The sequence below is a fragment of the Pseudomonas sp. NFACC45 genome, assembly GCF_900113505.1.
In the GTDB taxonomy this organism is placed as follows: Bacteria; Pseudomonadota; Gammaproteobacteria; order Pseudomonadales; family Pseudomonadaceae; genus Aquipseudomonas; species Aquipseudomonas tehranensis.
In genome coordinates this window covers 26,120-47,192 of record NZ_FOPO01000005.1, presented here as the reverse complement: position 1 = coordinate 47,192, position 21,073 = coordinate 26,120, and the positions used below count along the sequence as shown (strand labels likewise).

Sequence of the window (21,073 nt, the reverse complement as noted above, 5' to 3'; positions counted from 1 at the left end):
GGTCAGTTGCACCAGTCGGTGCGCTGCTCGTCGATCAGACTGAGCGCGGCCTGCCAGGCCAGGTCGATAATGCCGTCGATGCCGTCACGGCCAAACTGCGCCGCCGTGTGCTGACATACAGCTTCACTGGGAATATTCAGCGCTACACCGGCTGACATCGCCTGGATCTGCGCCTGACAGGCACGTTCCAGAAAATAGATCTCGTGGAACGCCGCCGCAACGCCAGCGCCGGCCGCCAGCAAACCGTGGTTACGCAGGATCATCGCCTTGTGCGACCCCAGATCGGCGACCAGACGCTCTCGCTCGTCCAGCGAGAGCGCGATGCCTTCATAGGTGTGATACGCCAGGTTGCCGTAGAACTTCAGCGCATGCTGGGTCAGCGGCAGCAACCCGTCGCGCTGGGCCGCCACCGCCATACCGCTGGCGGTGTGGGTGTGGATGATGCAGTGCAGGTCCGGGCGTGCCTCATGGATAGCCGAGTGTATGACGAACCCGGCGGCGTTGACCTTGCCACCGTTGCAGTTGCTGCCGACCACGTTACCTTGCAGGTCGATCAGGATCAGATCGGTTGCGCGCATTCTCTCGAACGCCACCCCATAGCGGTTGATCAGAAAATGCTGCGCAGGTCCCGGTACACGCAGAGTGATGTGGGTATCGATCAGGTCAGTCATGCGATAGTAGGCGATCAAGCGGTACAGCGCCGCCAGCTCACAGCGCGCTTGCCATTCGACCTCTGACATGGCGAGAGGCTTGCTCATCATGCGACTCCTTGGGCAGTAGACAGAGCAGTCGGCCTGGCGTTGACGCTGCGTAGATGCGCCAGCCCCAGCACGCCGGTCAGCGACATCAGGGCCAGCACGCTGAAAAACAGCGCCAGTGGCACCCATTGCCCGGCGAATTGAGCGGCGATGAAGGTGCCGATCATGGGTGTCAGGCCTCCGGTCAAGCCGCTACCGAGTTGATAGGCAATCGAAATACCCGAATACCGCACTCGCGCCGGGAAGGCTTCAGCCATGTAGCCGGCAATCACTGCATAAAGTGCGGCTAGCAGGATCACTGCCAGGGCAATGCCGGCGGTCATGTAGAACAGGTTGCCGGTCTGTACCAGCAGGAACATCGGATACGGCACCACGACACACAGTGACGCCACCCACTTGAGAAACCGCCCTTCACCCAACCGCTCGGCCAGCAGTGCCGAACAGGGTTGCGAAAGGAACTGCAGGATGGTGACCACAAACAGGCAATCCAGGATCGTGGTCTTGGCGATACCTTGATACTGGGTGACGTAGCTGATCATGAACGTATTGGTGAAGAAGAAGCCGCCCGAACCGATGGTGACGGCCAGTGCGGCGAACAGAATGTTCTTCCAGCCCGTGCGCAGCACTTCCATCACCGGGTTGTCAGAGGTCTGGTCGCTCTCCTTGACCTCGGCAAATTCTGGCGATTCCGGCACGCCGAAACGAATGACCAGGCCGACGATCATCAGCACCCCGCTCATCAGAAACGGAATGCGCCAGCCCCAACTCATCAGGTTTTCCTGTTCCATTTCACTGATCAAGCGGAATGCGATCAGCGCCAGCAACAGGCCGGCCGGACTGCCCCATTGGGCGAACGAAGCGAAAAATATTTTGCGTCCCTTGGGCGCGTGCTCGCTGGCCATGAGGACCGCACCGCCCCATTCACCGCCCACAGAAATGCCTTGCAGCAGCCGTAGCAACACCAGGCCGATGGGCGCCCAGATACCCGCCTGGGCGTAGGTCGGCAGCAAGCCTATACCGGTCGTCGCAACGCCCATCAGCACGATGGTCACCAGTAGCATTTTCTTGCGCCCCAGACGATCACCCAAATGTCCGAACACCATCCCGGCGAATGGCCGAGCGATGAAGCCTACGGCGAAGCTGCCGAACGCGGCCATGGTGCTGAGCATCGGATTTTCACTGGGAAAGAACAGTTGTCCCAGCACCAGTGCCGCGGCAAAGGCATAGATGTAGTAGTCATAGAATTCGATGGTGGTGCCGATAAATGCGGCGGCTGCGGCACGACGCGGCGTGGAGGTTTTGCTCGTCATCTGAGGCTCCCAGGAATCATTGTTATAGGCAGGAGATAAGGTCATGCGTGAGCATGAAAGTCGCACTCTCACGGTGCATTGCTCGATGGTGCGCCAAGCCCTATGCTAGGAAAAGCTTCTAATCTAAATACTTGAGTATAAGCCTAGGAAATAATGACAACCTCATCGTCTGGTTTCCAGAGAGACCCCGAAGCAAAGCGATTTCTCAATGATCGCCTGGACTGGAACCTGTTGCGGACATTCCTGGTGATTGGCCAGGAGGGCAGCATCAGTCGGGCCGCCGCCCGCCTGCACTTGAGCCAACCGGCAATCAGTCAGGCGCTCAAACGTCTGGAGGAGCAACTTGCAAGTGAGCTGGTGGTGCGCCGCGGGCCTCGCATTACCCTGTCCAAGGCAGGCGAGGAAGTGATGCAGATCGCCGCAGAGATTTACGGCACAATCTCCCGTTTAGGCCCGGCGCTGGATGCGCCCGCCGAGTTGGTCACGGGTAAAATCAGGCTGCTGACCATAAGCCGTATCCAGTCTCGCAGCTACGATGAATTCCTGGCGCAATTCCACAATGAGTTTCCTCAAGTGGAACTGGAAGTTGATGTACTGCGCAGCTCGGATGTGATCAGCGCGCTGCTTCAAAAGACCGCGTCTTTCGGTTTGAGCCTGTGCCGAACACCGCAACCTCGACTCGAACAGCGGGTGATGCTGGAACAGCGATATGCGTTTTTCTGTGGGAAGCGCCATCGGCTGTTTGGTCGCAAGAACCTGACCTTGTCAGACCTGCAAAGCGAAAATTTCGTGAGCTTCACCAGTGACCAGATCGGCGGCAATTTATCGCCGCTCACGGTGTTCAGGGATCAACAAGGCTTCACTGGACGCATTGTCGCGTCCTCACCAAGCCTGGATGAGATCTTGCGTTTGGTCGCCGCCGGATATGGTATTGGCTGCCTTCCCGAACACATTGTCGCCGCTGATGTGCAAGCCGATGAAATCTGGCGCCTGCCGCCCTGGGAGGGTGTCAGCGATGTGAACGTCTATTTGCTTTGGAATCGCGAACAAAAGATGACCCGCGCCGAGTCGGTCTTTCTGGAGCGCTTCCAGCAGATGCTTATGACGACGGACGTGGCGGGAAGGTTTTAGAGCTCTATTCAGCCCAGAAAGGCCGATATTCAATCCTTGCTCAATTTGGGTATGCGCATGCGGCTACCCGCTTTGATTTCGCGCAAAGCCAGACTCGACTGAATAGACGCGATACCGACCTGGCGCCTCAGCACTTGCTCGATAAAGTCGCTATAGCTATCAAGATCCTCTGCCAACACTTGAAGAACGTAGTCGGCGTCTCCGGTGATCTTGTGGCAGGCCAATACCTCTGGCAACTGCGCAATCACTGCCTCGAAGGCGTCCGGAGCATGATCGGCATGCGTGGAAAAGCGAATGTGCACGAATGCCATGATATCCAGCCCCAGCATTCTTCGATCAAGTGTTGCCTGATAACCCTTTATCACCCCCGCCTCCTCCATTCTCTTGCGACGTCGCCAGCAAGGCGTGAGGCTCAATGAAAGCCGCTCACTGAGTTCGGCATTGGAAATGCTCGCGTCCTCCTGCAATAACTCAAGAATGGCCAGATCGGTCTCATCGAGGCTGATGCGCCTGGATAAATTTTTCTTCATTAAACTATTCCTGAGTTAAATCGCCCGATAAATATAGAGAATTACGAAAACAAAGCAAAGAATTCCCATCCTGACCAGAACAGAATATCTGCACTGGCTCACATTAATGGATGCGCAGAATGTTTACAGTTTTCAGTGATTCCCACCGTCTGCACCATGGCACTGAGTTGAAAGATGGCGTGCTCAAGCCGTCGTTCGAGCAGCCCAGTCGGGCCGACACCGTTCACAATCGCGTCAAGCAAGTAGGACTTGGCCAGATAGTCGAACCGCGAGTGTTTGACCGTTCGTGTTACGTCAACGCGCACAGCGAGCGCTACGTGAGCTTTCTGGAAAGCGCTTGGTCGCAATGGTGCGCCACAGGACGCACCCATGATGCCCTGCCACTGGTATGGCCTGTACGCGACCTGGCCAACGACCAGGTACCCACGTTCATTGACGGCAAACTCGGCTTCTATGCAATGGATGCAGGCTCGCCGATCACCGCCACCACCTGGCAAGCAGTCAAGACCAGTGCCGATATCGCCCTGACAGGTCTGGCACTTATCGATGAAGGCCATGACAGTGCCTTTGCCCTTTGTCGTCCGCCGGGCCATCACGCTGCGCGTGAGTACATGGGGGGCTACTGCTATCTCAACAATGCGGCCATTGCTGCACAGCAGGCAATCACCCAAGGCGCCAAACGTGTCGCGGTACTCGACGTCGATTTTCATCACGGCAACGGTACCCAGAACATTTTTTACCAGCGCAATGACGTCATGTTCGTATCGCTGCACGGCGAGCCGGCCGTGTCCTATCCCTACTATTCGGGGTTCAGCGATGAAGTCGGCGCCGGCCATGGCGAAGGGTTCAACCTCAACTACCCGTTGCCGAAAAACACCGCCTGGGAAAGCTACCGTGATGCCCTGCTTCATGCCTGCAGGAAACTTCAGCAATTCTCGCCGCAGGTATTGGTGATCTCACTGGGCGTCGACACCTTCAAGGACGACCCGATCAGTCACTTCCTGTTGGAAAGCGAGGATTTCATCGGGATCGGCGAGCTGATAGCGAGTGTTGGTTGCCCCACTCTCTTCGTGATGGAAGGTGGCTACATGGTCGATGAAATCGGAATCAATGCGGTGAACGTACTGCATGGCTTCGAGAGCAAACGCGCCTGACTCCCCTGCTCTACAACGTTTAACTGGATGGATTGGAGAATAAAAAATGACGCTCTTCCTAGATGTCGATGATGCCGCACGCCTGTTCGCCAGGGTTGGCATCCGCCGGGCAATCCGTGAAATGGCCACCTACATCGAAGCAGACTATTTACGCTGGGCGCAGTTTGATAAGTCGCCGCGCACGGCCAACCACTCCACAGACGGAGTGATCGAGTTGATGCCTACCGACGATGGCAGGCAATATTCTTTCAAGTACGTGAACGGCCATCCGGACAATGGTCAAAGGAACTTACTGACGGTGATGGCGTTTGGTCTGCTGGCCGATGTCCAGAGTGGCTACCCAACCCTGCTTAGCGAGCTGACGTTGACAACCGCCGTTCGCACCGCTGCAACCTCGGCATTGGTCGCGCGTGCTCTTGCCCGCCCAGGTGCAACCTCGATGGCTATCATTGGCAATGGTGCTCAGAGCGAGTTTCAGGCGCTTGCTTTCCATGAAATGCTGGGCATCAACGAAATTCGTATCTTCGATATTGATCGCGACGCCTCACTCAAGCTGCTGCGCAACCTGGCGGCTTTCCCGACTATCAAAGTGATTCAGGCCGACTCCGTACAGGAGGCAGTCAGGGGCGCGCACATTGTCACCACCGTTACGGCCGACAAGGCCTACGCAACGATCCTGACGTCCGAGATGATTGAGCCCGGCATGCATATCAATGCCGTCGGCGGCGACTGCCCGGGCAAGACCGAACTACACGCCGACATCCTGCGCAACGCCCGGGTCATCGTGGAATTTGAACCTCAAACGCGGATTGAAGGCGATATTCAGCAACTGGAGGCTGACTCACCCGTCGTCGAGTTTTTCCGGATTGTGCAAGGCGACGTCCAGGGACGCGAGAGCGATGAGCAGGTGACGGTATTCGATTCCGTAGGCTTTGCCCTCGAGGATTTCTCGTCGCTTCGCTACCTGCATGCGATGGCGCACGAACATCAGGTCGGCCGGCACATCCATCTGGTACCAACGCCTGAAAATATAAAAAACTTGTTCCAGATGCTTGATCAGCAACCGACCAAAGCCGCCCATCTGCGCACGGCCGGTTGACCTGCGAGTGACGCCCCAAGGCATGTGCAGTGGGCCGTCACTGTCCAAATAAAACAACACCGTCACCCGCCATTGCATCCTGACAATGGCGCTGGATATCCAATTTTCTGCCAAAACTCAAAAACATAAGATCAAGAGGTTTTGAAATGAAATCGAATTCAACAGAGCGGGCTGAGCAGCCTGCGCTGCAGCGCACGCTCAGCAATCGTCACATCCAGTTAATGGCCATGGGCGGAGCCATTGGCACGGGTTTGTTCATGGGCTCCGGAAAAATCATCGCCCTCTCCGGCACCTCGATCATCCTCATCTACATGATCATTGGCCTGTTCGTTTACTTCGTCATGCGTGCCATGGGCGAAATGCTGCTTTCCAACTTGAATTTCAAGACCTTTGCGGATTTTGCCGGCGCCTACCTGGGGCCTCGCGCCGCATTTTTTCTCGGTTGGTCATATTGGCTGAGCTGGAGCGTTGCGGTGATCGGCGATGCCGTTGTCGTGGGAGGCTTTTTCCAGTACTGGTTCCCCCATCTGCCTGCCTGGATACCGGCTATCGGGATGCTGGCGACACTGTTCGCCTTGAACGTGCTGACGGTCAGGCTCTTCGGTGAAGTCGAATTCTGGTTTGCGATCATCAAGATCATCGCCGTCGTGACGCTTATTGGGGTCAGCATCGTGCTGATTGCCAGCTCGTTCGTATCCTCCAGTGGCGTTACCGCGTCCCTGGGCCACCTGGTGGATGAGCAGGCTGCATTTCCTAATGGCGTGCTTGGTTTTTTTGCCGGTTTTCAGATGGCGATATTCTCCTTTGCCGGCACCGAGCTGATCGGCACTGCGGCGGCAGAAACCCGGGCTCCGGAGAGGACTTTACCCAAGGCAATCAACTCGATTCCGTTGCGAATCATCCTGTTCTACGTGTTGGCATTGGGCTGCATTATTGCCGTAACGTCCTGGCAACAGGTGTCACCTGTAAAAAGTCCTTTTGTCGAACTTTTCCTCGTCGCAGGCTTTCCCGCAGCGGCCGGCATCGTTAACTTCGTGGTCCTGACCTCCGCCGCGTCATCGGCCAATAGTGGCGTATTCTCCTCCAGCCGTATGCTGTTCGGGCTGGCGAATCAAGACAACGCTCCGGGTATTTTTCGGCGACTGTCGGGCAACAGCGTGCCTCTGCTGAGCCTCGCCTTCACGACACTTTTGATGCTGGTGGGTGTACTCGTGCTGTTCATCGTTCCGGAAGTCATGACGGCATTCACCATCGTTTCCACCGTGTCAGCAATTCTGGTGATCTTCACGTGGTCGACCATCCTCGCGTCCTACATTGCCTATCGCAAAAAGCGTCCTGAGCTTCACGCCAAATCGGCTTACAAGATGCCAGGCGGCGTCCCAATGGCATGGTTCTCACTGGCTTTTATGGGCTTCGTTCTGTGCCTGCTGGCATTGAGGCCTGACACCCGCGTTGCCTTGATGGTCATGCCGGGGTGGTTCATATGGCTGGCAATTGCTTATCAACTAACACGTAGTAGGAAGCCAAAAACCGCAGTTGAATCGGCAAGTCAATTCGGTTGAGCTGCTAACGAGGCCTCTGCGCTGGAGGGCTGTAACATAGAGACAGCCCTCGATTTGAATGGCTGAGCGAAGTCAGTTCAGTTGACTACATTTCCAATATCTACGGTGCCGGGGGCAGCCCAAAAGGCGGGAAGTGGTGTCCACTTAAATTGATCTGCCCCTCCAGCGCCGCAACAGGGTAATTTCCAAGAAGATAAAAAGGAGATCGCCACCTGTGCCCCGAGATGGCGATCTCCTACCAGGCCCAATGCTATTTGTATGATGCGATCTTGGCGCTGCAGAGGACGAGGATCAGTGACGCAGAGGTGAAGAGCAAAGAGAAGCTGAGGGACGTAGCATGAGCGATAAATCCAATCGCAGCCGGCCCCATCAGTATGCCTAGGTATCCGATCGCATTGATGATTGCGAGAGCTTGAGCGACGGGCATAACAGTCTGATGCCCGGCCGTGGAGCAAAATATCGGAACGAGATTCGAGATCCCTAATCCGACGAGTACGAACCCCAAAACCGAAACTACCCAATGGTCGATAACCACCGCCAACGCCATGCCGCCCATTGCCAATACACTTCCTGCAAGTAGCACTGCTCGCGATCCGAGCTTGCTTACGATCCAATCGCCTAACAGCCTCCCTGCTGCCATGGTCACGGAAAACGCGGCGTAACCGATGCCCGCAATACTAGGCTCCATGTCCCGGTTCGAAGTCAGATAGACGGCGCTCCAGTCGAGCATTGAACCTTCAACCAAAAAAGCGATGAAGCACAGCGCTCCCAGTAGCAACACCAGCTTGGTTGGCTTCGTTTTGGCTGGCGCTCCCTCCAACTCCGCGAACGGGAGCATGTAACGACCAAGAGATAAGAGCGCGACGCCCAATCCAAGTGCTAAGACAAGGATTGACTGAACGGGATTGAGGCCTAGCCAGAGCAGCAGGCTTACCGTGCCCGCGCTGAAAATATTTCCGACGCTGAATAGCCCATGAAAGCCAGACATCATCTGCTTGCGATGGTGGCGCTCAACAAGCGAGCCTTGAAGGTTCATGTTTACATCGGCAGTAGCGATTGCGGCCCCAAACAAAAGCAAAAAAGCCAAGAGCACCCAATATGAAGTGGCAGTTGCCAAGCCAACCAAGCCAACAGCGGTAAAAGTGCTTGCAAGATAGACAGTACTTCTGCAGCCAATTCGATTCGCTAAACGGGCCACAAACGGCATCATGCACATTGCTCCGGTACCAAGGCCCAAAAGGAGCAGACCAAGTTCCGCCTCACCTATCAGCGCCCTTTCCTTAGCAAACGGAACCAAAGGTGCCCATGCGCCCATACCACATCCCGCTAGGAAGAATGCATATCTGGAAGCAGATAGCGTATTTGAGGTAAAAAAAGCTTGTTCCGTACTGTTCATCTAATAAAGCCCATAGTTGGCAAACTGACACCATGCCCATAACTTTTGTCGGAGCTGATGATAAAAATTTTGCTGGCGCATGCGACCTTGAGAGCTAGGCCAATTTCTCACGGATGTAGCGCTCGACAGTGCAGACGCTCGGTGTGTAGCCGAGTTTTTCGCCGGCATCTTCGCCGATACGCTTCAGCGCGCAGCCGCATCGGCAAAAGCTGTTTTTCCGTTCGTGATGGATCTGCGTGCGAGGGAACTGCGCTGGCAGTGCAGCGCGCTTGGGCTGCTGGCGAACTTTGCCTTCAATCAGGGCCAGTTGCAGCGCTTCAAGCTCAGCTCCGCCGGCTGCGATATCGGTGTCGATCAAGTAGTTGAGCAAGCTGGTCTGATCCGGGCCTGGTTGGTGGCTGCGCTTGGCAAACTTGAAGCGTTTGAGCAGCGCGATCTCGTGGGCCAGTTTCTCGTTGCTTGTGATGAGTGATTTGCTTGTCCATCGTCTCGACGCGCTGGATCAACGTAACCTCCGGCGAAGTCACCTACCCGACACCATCGATATGGGCGATGTTGTCAACTTAAAAGTACGTGGACTGTAGGGCCACTCTCTTCAGGAATGCCATGCGCCAAAAAACCTGTTACCCCAAGCCACGATGCAACACCCCCCGAAATTTTTTTGTCAATAAGATCGGCTTGGCGCTCATCGATTTAAGATGAGCGCACGCCGATCCACTAGTGCTTGAACATCACATGGCGAATTACGGTGTAGTCTTCCAACCCGTACATAGACATGTCTTTGCCGTAGCCCGACTGCTTTAAACCTCCGTGGGGCATTTCACTCACAAGCATGAAGTGGGTATTAACCCAAGTGCAGCCATATTGCAAACGTGCAGCAAGACGATGTGCTCGTCCAACATCTGATGTCCACACTGATGATGCAAGACCATAATCTGAGTCGTTTGCCCACGCCAACACCTGAGATTCATCCTCAAATTCGGTTACCGAAACTACTGGGCCAAAAATTTCCCTTCGCACTACCTCATCATCTTGACAGGCTCCGGCGAGCACCGTAGGTTGGAAAAAGAAACCAGGGCCTTCAACTCGTTTACCACCTGTGACCACTTTTATATGCGGTAATGATCGCGCCCTTTCAACGAAGCCGACTACACGCTCCAAGTGCTGCTCAGTAATCAATGGCCCTAACTCAGTGTCGGGATCATCCTGAAGACCGTGCTTAATTTGGGATACGGCCACCCCAAGCTTTTCAACAAACTGACCATAGATGCCTTTTTGCACATAAATCCGGCAGGCTGAGGTACAATCTTGCCCTGCGTTATAAAATCCGAAATTACGTATACTCTCTACTGCTGCATTGATGTCTGCGTCGTCAAAAATTATGACAGGAGCTTTACCGCCCAACTCCATATGCATTCGTTTAACAGTGTTCGCTGTTTCAGCGATGATATGACTTCCAGTGGCCACTGAACCTGTTAGTGAGACCATGCTCACTTTATCGTGAGTAGTAAGTGGCCGACCAACAGTTAGCCCTCGACCAAACACGATATTGACCACACCTGCTGGAAAAACCGTAGCCATTAAAGAGGCTAACTTCAACGCAGTTAGAGGTGTTTGCTCGGATGGTTTAAGAACAACCGTATTTCCAGCAGCTAGCGCTGGAGCTAGTTTCCATGCTGCCATCATCAAGGGATAGTTCCATGGCGCAATCGATGCGACAACGCCAATTGGATCCCGACGAATCATAGAGGTGTGGCCAGTCAAATATTCCCCAGCTGCGGCGCCCTGTAAGCAGCGACTTGCTCCCGCGAAAAAGCGAAATACATCTGACACTCCAGGAAGTTCATCCGCTAAAGCCGCCGCGTAAGGTTTACCACAGTTATCGGACTCCAAACGCGCTAACTCTTTGGCATGACTATCGATGACATCTGCGAGCTTAAGAAGCAATAGTGAGCGATCTCTTGGAGTAGTCTGCGACCAACTCTCGAACGCGGCATCAGCGGCCTTAACGGCGCGATCAACCTGGTAAGGTGTTGCCTCGGCAATTTCTGCCAATATGCAGCCGAGCGAAGGATTCATAACTAGAAGGCGCTCGCCCTCCCCTTCGACAAGTTGGCCGTCAATGAGCATTTTTAAGTGCATAAGTGTCTCCATCGAGCGCAAGGACTTACTCCCTTTAGCTCAAAAAATGTAGGATCAAAGAATGTTTATCGTTTGCCAAGCCAAACGTCCAGTTAAAGATTCACAACAATTTTCTCAGCGGGAACATGATCTTTCATGCCCCCCCTGAAATGATAGGAATCTATACAGGCATTTCCAAGGATTGCTTACCTTTCAAAATCCACGCGACCACGCAACCAATTACAAGCCATGCAATACCTACGAACTGAGCATTCACATTACCACTGAACAATGCGTAGCACAGAACGGCTGAACCTATCACAGGAGAGACGACATGCTTAAAGAAAGACTTATCAGTCTTACCTTTGAAGAAGAAAACAACGGAAATGTTAAGCATTACATAAGCACACAATGCGCCGAATGTCACCATTGTCACGATCGTTTCAATATGATCTTTGGCAAGAATTGCAATCATGAGTGAAAGAGCAGCGACGAGGTACAACGCTGTAGTCGGGGTTTCATTTCTATTGAGCTTAGTGAGCATGCTGGGCAATTTTTTGTCGCGCGCCATGCAGTAGATGACTTTCGACGTAGTAGCCTGTGACATAAGTGCATTTGCCATCAAAGCGATGAGTGCGTTTGTTAAAGTAACAACAGGCAGGAACCAAGCTCCAACTATTTGCGTGCTAACCGTGTAAAAAGCCACATCAGCGTCAGCACCTTCGAATGTAGAACCTAGCGGAACAAAGACAGATACCAGATAGACTTGCCCGACAAATAGTACAGTAACAATGACAAGCAACAACATCGTGGCTGTTGATACGGTTTTGCCGCCACCCTTGGCCTCTTCATTTAAAGTAGAGACCGCGTCAAAGCCGATAAAACTCAAAGCAGCGATTGGCACAGCGCCAAAGACAGCGGAAACACTGAACTGAGCCGGATTATAGAACGGAGCAAGTAGTTGAGCCTTAGAAACTGCACCGTCAGCAATAAGCCCGACCGAAAACACTACGAAAATTGAGAGAACAACCAGCTGAATAATCAGAAGAACCTTGCCGACGTTCACGTTGACAGTAATTCCGAACAAATTCACGATCATAGGTACAGCAACAAAGATCACCAGCCAAACAGTTTTATCGACTTCAGGAAATAGCGGTTGTAGCGCCGCCGCACCGAGAATCGCCAGCAATGCTGGAAGTAAGAGATAGTCCAACAAAATCGACCATCCAGCCATAAAGCCAAATGTCGAATTTGTACCTTTTGTTACGTAAGAATATACCGACCCAGAGAGTGGAATGTGTTTCGCCATTTCACTGTAACTAATAGCACTGAATAGCATGGCAATAGCTGCAAGGGTATAAGTCAGTGCGGTCAAGCCATTGGAGATATTGTGAATCGCTCCAAAGACAGCAATGGGGGCAATTGGACCGAAGTAAAGCAAGCCATAGACCATTACGTCAGTAAGCGAGAGTTTACTACTGAGTTTACTGCTGAGTTTACTATTCTCATTTGGCACAACCAAAGCATCGCTCATTTTGTTCCCCCTTAACGATTGGCTGGGTACTTCCCAGGCATATTCGTACTACGCTTTTCGCGCACTAGCAAAATCAGCTGTGATAACGCGAAACGTTTTTGTTCTAAACGGACATCGGGACTGGAAGAATCCTTCGTATCAACCGCCAAACTTAATGTTTGGCGTCTGGCACGCCCATTTTAAGAACCCTTGCCACAGTGGACTATCGAACGAGCGAACGGCGCTTTTCGTATGCGTGCACACCTCAACAGAGGAAGCCTGTACAGAGAAAGCCTGTAGCGCGACAGAGCAGCTAACCACCCGCTGCTCCGTACTTGCATTCCAAAATGTTAAGCCCAATGCCTACTCATCGAGTCGGACACTCAGTTTGAATCAATCGCTCCGTCCAACGGTTCAGGATCAAGGAACCGCCTGAGCACGTTGCCAGTGAGACGAGCAACATTATTGTCGTAGTCGTTGTGGGAAAGAGAGCCGGTATACGCAATCGACCCCACGGAAAATACCCCTCCGCCACCCGGTAGTGGACTTAAGACGATATCTGCTCTCAGGCGCGACTGCTCAGTGCCGCCAATTGCAGGAATTGACTCGAGAACATCTTCGGCTGCCAGAAGGTAGGCGTCTGACAGCGGCCCTGACGTGGCTAGTAACAGTGCCCCCGGTGCTGATCCTAGCGAAGGATCGTACCGATCAATCTCCGCACCCGCGGCGCCACCGCCCATGATCCCAAAATCGCCTATACGCTCATCACGACTAATCCCTTCAAACGCAAATGCGGCAAGAGGATCGTAGCTGTCAGTAAGTCGCTCATAGTAAGTAGAACGATCAAAGCCTTGCCCTGCGAATCCGACTCCTAACAGTCGCTGTGGTGGCATACCTTTATTACGCCACAGCCCGGCAACCTCTCCGGAAGTTTGGTGACGGCGGTCACCAAACGGCGACTCGTGAGGCCTGGTACCGGCATCTGACCTTCGCAACTCCATGATATGCCGGTCTTCTGGATCAAAAGAAACAGTAGCGAAGAACCCATTTCCTCCCAGATACATCAAACGTCCACCTTTAGCAGTGAACGACTCAATCGCGTTAATCTCGTTGCGCGTTACATACTCTGGATGGCTACAAGTGATCAAAACCTTATAATCTTTGATCAGGTCAAATCCCTCGCAATCAAGATCTTCATCTGTGAGTGCATCAAACTCACAATTAATCGTCTCAAGCCAGTGTGCAATGCAAAGGTCGGCAGGAAGCCCCCACACACCTTCCGCCATGAACCAAGCGCGGTGCTTAGGATTGAGGGTCAGGATCGGACGACGGGGGCTGCCAAAAACAACGCCTGACCCGTCATTGTGTATTTCATAGCAGGAGCGGCCAAACTCGGGGTGATCTTGAAGCGTCAAATCCTGCCGATCAATGATCGGTGTACGGCTGGCTATGATTTCCGCGCCATTTGCTTCAAAGGCGATTCGGTCGTTGGCATACGCTAGGTAAGTTGCAGTGGAGAACAGCACTGCAACTTCGCGCTTATGAGCGCCTGGTTTGACGAAAAACGGGATGTACTGCTCGGTCTCCCCGCCTAATAGTTTAACGGCATATACGCCACTTGTGAGATCCTCCGGAACCTCCACTGTGAATGCCGTCGGCCATTGAGCGTCGGTGATGTCATCGTCATGAAAATGTATGGCGTCGAACTCATTCGGGGCATTCCTGAAGTCGTCATTCAACCCTTGGAATCTGTGTCCGGTCACTCCGCGTGTCGGAGTGTTGAAACAGCGGCCGTGCAAACCATTTTTGGACTCGTCGACAACCTCTTTCAGCAAGAGGCCGTCCGCGCGATTGCTTTTCCCAAAGTGCCAGGCAGCAACCTCGTCAGCAACCGAATCACCTGGGTTTAGACGCAAGATGCGTGTCCTACCGATCTTTCCATTGTAGGCAGCGGTTGCTAGCAATTGGCCGCCCTCATAACGTGCAAGAGCGCCTATTCGGAAGGGTGCAGTGGTGTTTGAGCGCCCAGTGCGAAATGGAACTGTGAGTGACTCTCCGGTCAGCGTACTTGCGCTCGATGAAAGACGGTTCATGATGTTATCAATTGGTTCCTGGTCTATGCGGACGGAACCAAGATCGGGTTTTATCGTAACAGTGATGCGGTACCATTGATGTGCAATAAGGGGTGTTGCCAATGAGATTTTGCGCGTCTCGCCAGCTTCTCCCCATATAAATGTTGGTCGGCCTTCTTCCAACACAAGCGCATAGCCAGCAGAATTTTCAACAGACCAGTTTCCGAGCAACGCCTGTAAGCTAGAGTCACCACATATCGAGTTCTGAGCAACGGTGTAAGCACCAAAATTACCCGACCGCGTTCCTTGAGGAAGCGTCGGAAATATATGAGCTTCGATAATCAATCCATCCGGTGATCGGAGCAGTTCCTTCGGATCATTGACCTCAACGTAGGAGCCTGGCTGGCATACATATTTGTGACCTTCATAGCTTCCCTCGAACGACGAGGCGATTGGCGTCTCAAGGAAGCCTGGACTCGATCCCCCTGTGAACCCGTGACGGAGCTTAACCAGAGAGGCTTCATATTTTGCCACTCCTTCGCAACTCACCTTAAAAGAAAGACTATGCCCAGGCGATACCGAGAAACGATCGCTGTAGCCGAAAATTTGCTTGTTTGTATTTTTCATTTCCATTTCACCCGTTAAGCAACTGTGAATCCAGTTGGCATGACTTGATATCCAAGAGCGCCTGGCAACGAAGCGAAAAAACGTGAAGCAAGGCATCTTCGTAAGTCAGGAAAACCCCTGGACTTGGCACGAAATTTCCTGGCTTCCCGATCACTATGTGTCCGACTCCCCAAGGTCCATCGGTACCAAGTGAAATGATGATGGCTTTGCCTGTGATGGACGCGCCGCCCAGTCCCCGTACAACTCTCCCAGTCTTATCATCGTGGGGCCCGATCGGCGAGCGCTCGAATGAAGCGACCACGTCAGCATCGCAGTCGGCGCGCAGGCGCCCGTAAAACCGGGCTTGGAACAACGTAGCCAATTCTGCTTCGCGTTCTGAGGAAGTACGCATGATCAAGCCCTCAGTGCGGTGATTGTTGTTTTTTTCATATATTCCTCTTACTTATCAGTCGATGGCTGAAATATCCTTGTCGCGCACTCGCAACATGGCAGCGCTTCGCTTCAATGGCGAAAACTGACCGTCCTATGCCGGTGAAGACATATTCCATCGCGTGGGAGGGCTAATCTTTCATGTGAGAGAACTCATATTTTCGCCTGAGCGTACGCCGCACCAATTCAGTGCAATAAGTGCTTTACTACGAACCTGTGAGGGGCTACCTTTCCGCACCTTCAAGATCCAATAGACGACTCAAGGGCCTTTGCTTTCGATCCGCCAGAAGAAGTTGCGGCTTACATCTGCTACAACCTGGCTAGCGCCCATCTTCAGCCGCTAACATGGGCGACTGTCGTCGATGGCATGAGACGTGCAGTGCTGCACGGGGTGATGTCTAATCCGGGGGTGGTTGTGTGGATCCGTTACATTTAGTTACCAGATTTTCTACTGGGGAGGTTCACCCACAAAGGCGTCTTGTCGCCTGGAATGAGTTCATGAGCGATGTCTACTACCCTATAGATGTCGTAGCGCGCGATCCTTCTTCGTTCTCAGGGATTATCGAGTCTACCCAAATTGGCGCCGTGGGAATTACCCGTTTTGCTGCCGATGCGCAACGGGCATTGCGAAGAAAGGTACATGGGGGACGAGATGATTCAGACTTTTTCGCGTTGGTCATGCCCACAATGCAGACCGAGCGCTTTTCGCACTTGGGTAGATTAGGAGACGTTGCGCCTGGTCAGGTCGCGATATTTAACTCAGCAGAAGAGTATCGGACTGATATTCCAGATGGTACTAGAAATGTCACCATTAAGATTCCCGCTGACTTGTTCAGGGCTATGTGCCCGAAAATCGATGCAGTTTGCGGTCGAGTCGATGTCGCCAATTCCCGTTTCGTGCCACTTCTGACACAATTCGCATTGCAAGCTTTGGAAAGCGCGCCCTGTCTTTCTATCGAACATGTCAGCAGTTTAGAGAGGGGCTTGCTCGAACTAGCCTTCTTGATGATGGATGTTCCCGAGATCGACACAGGGGGTGATTCAAAACCGGTGATAGACCATTTCTTTCACCGAGTGATGGCTTATATCGCGGCAAATTTTCAGGATCCGGATCTCGCACCTGAAAGAGCAGCTCAGTCCCATAGAGTATCCATCCGATATATTCATAAGATCTTTCAGGCTCACGATACGACTTTTGGGCGTGAGCTTCGTCTCGCGCGTCTCAAGCACGCTCAGAAATTACTCCGAGAGAACCTGCAAAATAAAGTTCGTCAAATGACAATTGCTGAAATTGCCTATAATTGCGGTTTCTCTAGCCAGGCACTTTTTTCCGTCCGTTTCAAGGAGGTTTTCGGATACTCTCCGCGGGATGAGAAAAGTCATTAATACCGCTTTATTAAAAGCATTAAGCGGTCACTGGTCATCTGACTATCTCATGGATAAGGGCCAAGCAAGGCCATTTAAACCTGACCAAATTACGTATCCCTCCGAAAGTAGACGAGCCGTGTTTATTGTTTCAGTTCTTTAAATCGCGACGGTTCCCATCTTAGACACCAATAGAGTGACCGATATTGGAGTCTTCATCTACGAGTAGTATGGGTTCCGCATGGCGGTCGTGCAGGGGAGGAAGAACGGAGTTCCCATCCAGCAGATTGGCCCCCGCTCGAAAAGCGGTACCGATAGGCGCAAACATACTCCACTACCTCCCTTGAGATAGTCAATGCGAAGTTTATTCATTCAGTTACGCCATCCGAATTCTCACCGCAAACGACATATACAAGGGCTCACTTGCAATACGGAATTCACAGCGCTGTCAGCTCTGAGGGCACGGGTTAACCAAATAGTCTACCTAACCACTGGCGCACTGAGCGTCCGGCCAACTCACCTTCCTGACCCCGACACCAAAGGCGATGGTTCACCTAAAATCATCGCCGCCCTCCTTCGATTAAACGTTTAACGCTGGCCCTCAGATCAAACGGCGCCTTGCGCCGTCACTCTTTCCGCAATATGTCGCAAACTATCAAAGTTGATATTCGCCCCGGAATTGACCGCCACCAATGTTTGCCCACGCAGACCGTGACGGGCGACATAGCTGCGAATGCCCGCCACGGCCAGCGCACCGGACGGTTCGGTGATGGAGCGGATATCGTCGTAGATCAGCTTGATGGCGCTGCACAATTCATCATTGCTGACGGTAATGACTTCGTCGACCCAATCGCGGCAGATCTCAAAACCATAGGCGCCGATTTGCGCGACCGCGGTACCATCGGCAAACCCGTCCACACTCGGCAACACCACCCGCTCCCCGGCCCGCAGTGCCGCGAGCAGGCAACTGGAGCCTTCGGGTTCGACCCCGATGATGCGCACCTCGGGCCGCAGGTATTTGACGTAGGCGGCAATGCCGGCGATCAGGCCGCCGCCGCCCACCGGCACGAAGATCGCGTCCAAAGGGCCCTGTTGCTGGCGCAGGATCTCCATGGCCACCGTGCCTTGGCCGGCGATCACGTCCGGGTCATCGAAGGGCGAAACGAACGTGCACTCGGATGTCTCGGCCAGTTGCAGCGCATGGGCCAGGGCAAACGGGAAGCTCTCGCCGTGCAGCACCGCTTCGGCGCCTCGGGAGCGTACGCCCAGCACCTTCAATTCCGGCGTGCTGCACGGCATTACGATCTGCGCCTGGATCCCCAACTCCCGCGCCGCCAGTGCCACGCCTTGCGCATGGTTACCCGCCGACGCCGTCACCACCCCGCGCGTCTTTTGCTCGGCTGTGAGCTGCACCAACTTGTTATAGGCGCCGCGAATCTTGAAGGAAAAAGTCGGTTGCAGGTCTTCACGCTTGAGCAGCACCTGGTTGCCCAGCAGCGCCGACAAGGCCGGCGCGGCTTGCAGGGGCGTACGCACCGCCAAGTCATAGACCGGGGCGGCGAGGATCTTCTTCACATAGTGTTCAAGCAATGCCGTATCAGCAGAATGGGGGACGAGGCAGGTGCTCATAGGTGTCTCCTGGTTTTTCAAGGGCCTTGGAGACGGAAAAACAAAACCCGCCTCTAAGGCGGGTTTGGGTGCAGCAGTGTGCTATCCCGCCATATGAGGAATGGCAGTAATAATGCTTGGCTGGCTGCGGAAGGTTTGAAATGTCATGTCACGAAACTAACCGGCGGTGAGCAGGCAAGTCAATGGCCATGCGCAATTTAGTGTGGGGGGTTTACGATTGATAGACGAACCATATGCGCTTTGTATATCCATCCTTTACAGTGAACACCATGGGCATCGTCAAGATCAGCAACTATCTGCACGTACAACTCCGTCTGGCCACCGCAGCCATGGACCGCTCCATCAACGCCCAGGCCGAACTCTGGATCAAGGTCGAACCCCAGCCAGCGCTACCACGTGTTGATCGAGTGCGATCCTACATCCCACCTACCAAAAGATGAAACCTCGGTTTACCGTGGCATCTGTGGCGAGCAGTTCCACGACAGCAGCGCTTCGTAAATCTTCTACTGACGAGGCGTGCGGCAATCGGTCCTATACGCTGACCTTGGCGGTCTCGACCAAGCTGTAGATCTGCGCACTGGCCGTGGCGCCTTTAGGCTTGTCTGAAGAGCCACGACTCGCGTCCAGTAACAAACGGCTTTATCGCACGCTCCGCCAAGTTGTTATCGATCGGCAAATGACCGGCCTCCAAGTAGCGATCCCTGAATTGGTGCAGTCCACAGCAGCGCAATATCTACTGTCGCCGGTCTTTCACAAGAACCATCGACGCTGAAATAAATTGGCCCCAGCATGTCGGATAAGGCATGACACCAGAGATTTGGGTCGTCCAGGTTGCTGTGAAAGAATATGTGGAGTTTGCTGTCGATCATGACCCGCTACCTAATGGGCTGCTTGAACTGGTACTGACTTTTCTACGCTCAGATACGCCTCATGCAGACTTCGCACCGCCACACCAATGTCTGCTTGGTTGAGAGCGCCATAACCTAGGACGAAGCCATCCTCGAATGGCCCAACGTCATGGTTGAAAGCGCTCAATCTCCTCAGCAGAACATCACGCTTGGCGGCCTCAGCCTGCAAAGCGTCCAGATCTACAATTCGACGAAAACGCAGTGTCAAATGCAGCCCGGCGAACCCGCTGCTCAAAGTGATAGCCTCACCGAACGTCTCAGCAAGACATCTACGAAGCTCTGCCTGGCGTGCTGCATACAGCGGACGAACATTAATCAGATGTCGAGTCAAATGACCGTCATTGATGAAATCAGCAAGTGCAGCCTGGAGAGGTAGATGTCCAGGGCGATAGAGGCTTAACAGTCCTCTCACCATGGAATTCACAAGTGAGGGCGGTACAACCATGTAACTCATACGTAGACCCGGGTACATCACCTTGCTGAAGGTACCCAGGTAGATAACACGGCCCGAATTATCTTCACCTTGCAAAGACGGAGACGGTGCGTGGTCGTACCTAAGGTCACTGTCATAATCATCCTCAACTATCCAGAAGTTTCGCTGCGCTGCTTGCCGCAGCAAGCGCTCGCGACGACTGCTGGACAAAATGCTTCCCAACGGAAACTGATGCGATGGAGTCACAAACACCAGCTTAGGGTTCATTGAGAAATGCTCATCACGCATGTCGATGCCTTCCCGATCCACAGGTACTGGAATAGAACGCACCCCCAGCGACTTCAACATCAGCGCGCCGGCCCAGTGGGAAGGGTTCTCTATGCAGACTTGGTCATTGGCATCTGTGAGCAGTCGCAAAATCAGATCCAGGGACTGCTGTGTTCCCATTGTCACAAGAACCTGATCCGGACTGCATCGCACTCCTCTGGCAACTCGCAGGTAGTCAGCCAAAGCTCGGCGTAGCGGTAGATAGCCTCCGCCGTTGGCGTACCCGCTCAGCTGGGCGAGGTTTTGTCCTAGATAACAGCTTTGCAACCGCCGCCATATTGCATAAGGGAAGGCCGATACATCTGGTACACCTGGCAGGAATGCTCCCTCTCGCTCCTGCAGACCCGCGGCACCAGACAGAATCAGTTGGCCACGCAATGAAATGGCATCAGGTGCAACTGGGCGAGAGACAGAAACCATCGATCGAATGGGCGGCCTTTCTACTACAAACGTCCCACTGCCAATGCTTCCCACCAAGTATCCATCAGCAGTTAGCATGTCGAAGGCAGCAACGACGGTTATTCGGGAGACACCTAACTGTGTGGCAAGGCTCCGCGTAGAAGGGAGTCTTGAGGAAGGTCGCAATGTACCTTCCTCAATCATGATCCGGAGATGGCGATACAGCTGTTGCTGTAGGGAAACAGCAGAGCGCCTATCAAGCAGATCTTGAATGCGTTCACCAATCAAGGATGCCGTCATTTCAACCTCA

15 protein-coding genes and 2 pseudogenes are annotated in these 21,073 nt (G+C 53.5%); 6 read left to right on the top strand and 11 right to left on the bottom strand.

Translation table 11 applies throughout. From position 1 onward, the window contains the following. Nucleotides 1-2 precede the first annotated feature (2 nt). A complete protein-coding gene (locus BM132_RS10340; RefSeq protein ID WP_092399262.1) occupies nt 3-758 on the bottom strand; it encodes a class II aldolase/adducin family protein in 756 nt (251 codons plus the stop codon). Further along, a complete protein-coding gene (locus BM132_RS10335; protein WP_092399264.1) occupies nt 758-2,068 on the bottom strand; it encodes an MFS transporter in 1,311 nt (436 codons plus the stop codon). The genes BM132_RS10340 and BM132_RS10335 overlap by 1 nt, the downstream gene beginning before the upstream one ends. A gap of 153 nt (nt 2,069-2,221) precedes the next feature. Here BM132_RS10335 and BM132_RS10330 point away from each other — a divergent pair, with 153 nt between their 5' ends. After that, nucleotides 2,222-3,199, top strand: a complete 978-nt coding sequence (locus BM132_RS10330; RefSeq protein ID WP_092399266.1) for a LysR family transcriptional regulator — start codon at nt 2,222-2,224, stop codon at nt 3,197-3,199. 29 nt (nt 3,200-3,228) lie between these two features. On the opposite strand, the gene BM132_RS10325 is transcribed toward BM132_RS10330, so the two are convergent. Continuing rightward, nucleotides 3,229-3,729, bottom strand: a complete 501-nt coding sequence (locus tag BM132_RS10325) for an Lrp/AsnC family transcriptional regulator (protein ID WP_092399268.1) — start codon at nt 3,727-3,729, stop codon at nt 3,229-3,231. 119 nt (nt 3,730-3,848) lie between these two features. On the opposite strand from BM132_RS10325, the gene BM132_RS10320 reads away from it, so the two are divergent. The 3 genes from BM132_RS10320 (at nt 3,849) to BM132_RS10310 (ending at nt 7,544) form a co-directional block, all read left to right on the top strand. After that, a complete protein-coding gene (locus BM132_RS10320) occupies nt 3,849-4,883 on the top strand; it encodes a histone deacetylase family protein (RefSeq protein ID WP_092399270.1) in 1,035 nt (344 codons plus the stop codon). 46 nt (nt 4,884-4,929) lie between these two features. Further along, nucleotides 4,930-5,982 carry an ornithine cyclodeaminase gene (locus tag BM132_RS10315; protein WP_092399272.1) on the top strand — a complete coding sequence of 351 codons (1,053 nt, stop codon included), beginning with the start codon at nt 4,930-4,932 and terminating at the stop codon, nt 5,980-5,982. 146 nt (nt 5,983-6,128) lie between these two features. Continuing rightward, a complete protein-coding gene (locus BM132_RS10310; RefSeq protein ID WP_092399274.1) occupies nt 6,129-7,544 on the top strand; it encodes an amino acid permease in 1,416 nt (471 codons plus the stop codon). A gap of 250 nt (nt 7,545-7,794) precedes the next feature. Here BM132_RS10310 and BM132_RS10305 read toward each other — a convergent pair whose 3' ends face one another. The 5 genes and pseudogenes from BM132_RS10305 to BM132_RS10285 all read right to left on the bottom strand — a co-directional run bounded on the left by BM132_RS10305 (nt 7,795) and on the right by BM132_RS10285 (nt 15,273). Then, nucleotides 7,795-8,940, bottom strand: coding sequence for an MFS transporter (locus BM132_RS10305; protein ID WP_092399276.1), 1,146 nt, complete (start codon nt 8,938-8,940; stop codon nt 7,795-7,797). A 97-nt stretch (nt 8,941-9,037) separates the two neighbouring features. Then, a pseudogene (locus tag BM132_RS10300) lies at nt 9,038-9,446 on the bottom strand (IS66 family transposase); the annotation flags it as partial. Between the two features lie 211 nt (nt 9,447-9,657). Further along, nucleotides 9,658-11,082, bottom strand: coding sequence for a gamma-aminobutyraldehyde dehydrogenase (locus BM132_RS10295; RefSeq protein ID WP_092399278.1), 1,425 nt, complete (start codon nt 11,080-11,082; stop codon nt 9,658-9,660). A 160-nt stretch (nt 11,083-11,242) separates the two neighbouring features. Then, a complete protein-coding gene (locus BM132_RS10290; protein ID WP_092455097.1) occupies nt 11,243-12,595 on the bottom strand; it encodes an APC family permease in 1,353 nt (450 codons plus the stop codon). A 362-nt stretch (nt 12,596-12,957) separates the two neighbouring features. Further along, nucleotides 12,958-15,273 (bottom strand): N,N-dimethylformamidase beta subunit family domain-containing protein, encoded by a 2,316-nt coding sequence (locus BM132_RS10285; protein ID WP_092399368.1) that lies wholly within the window; start codon nt 15,271-15,273, stop codon nt 12,958-12,960. A 927-nt stretch (nt 15,274-16,200) separates the two neighbouring features. Here BM132_RS10285 and BM132_RS10275 point away from each other — a divergent pair. Then, on the top strand, nt 16,201-17,088 hold the full coding sequence (locus tag BM132_RS10275) for an AraC family transcriptional regulator (RefSeq protein ID WP_092399284.1): 888 nt from the start codon (nt 16,201-16,203) through the stop codon (nt 17,086-17,088). A gap of 585 nt (nt 17,089-17,673) precedes the next feature. Here the strand turns inward: BM132_RS10275 and ilvA are convergent. Then, on the bottom strand, nt 17,674-18,696 hold the full coding sequence (gene ilvA / locus BM132_RS10270; protein ID WP_092399286.1) for a threonine ammonia-lyase, biosynthetic: 1,023 nt from the start codon (nt 18,694-18,696) through the stop codon (nt 17,674-17,676). Nucleotides 18,697-18,965: 269 nt separating this feature from the next. On the opposite strand from ilvA, the gene BM132_RS10265 reads away from it, so the two are divergent. Next, nucleotides 18,966-19,136, top strand: coding sequence for a TA system antitoxin ParD family protein (locus tag BM132_RS10265; protein WP_092399288.1), 171 nt, complete (start codon nt 18,966-18,968; stop codon nt 19,134-19,136). 9 nt (nt 19,137-19,145) lie between these two features. On the opposite strand, the pseudogene BM132_RS10260 reads toward BM132_RS10265, so the two are convergent. Further along, a pseudogene (locus BM132_RS10260) lies at nt 19,146-19,393 on the bottom strand (transposase); the annotation flags it as partial. A gap of 182 nt (nt 19,394-19,575) precedes the next feature. Beyond that, nucleotides 19,576-21,063, bottom strand: coding sequence for a MocR-like pyridoxine biosynthesis transcription factor PdxR (locus BM132_RS10255; RefSeq protein WP_092399290.1), 1,488 nt, complete (start codon nt 21,061-21,063; stop codon nt 19,576-19,578). Nucleotides 21,064-21,073: the final 10 nt, after the last annotated feature.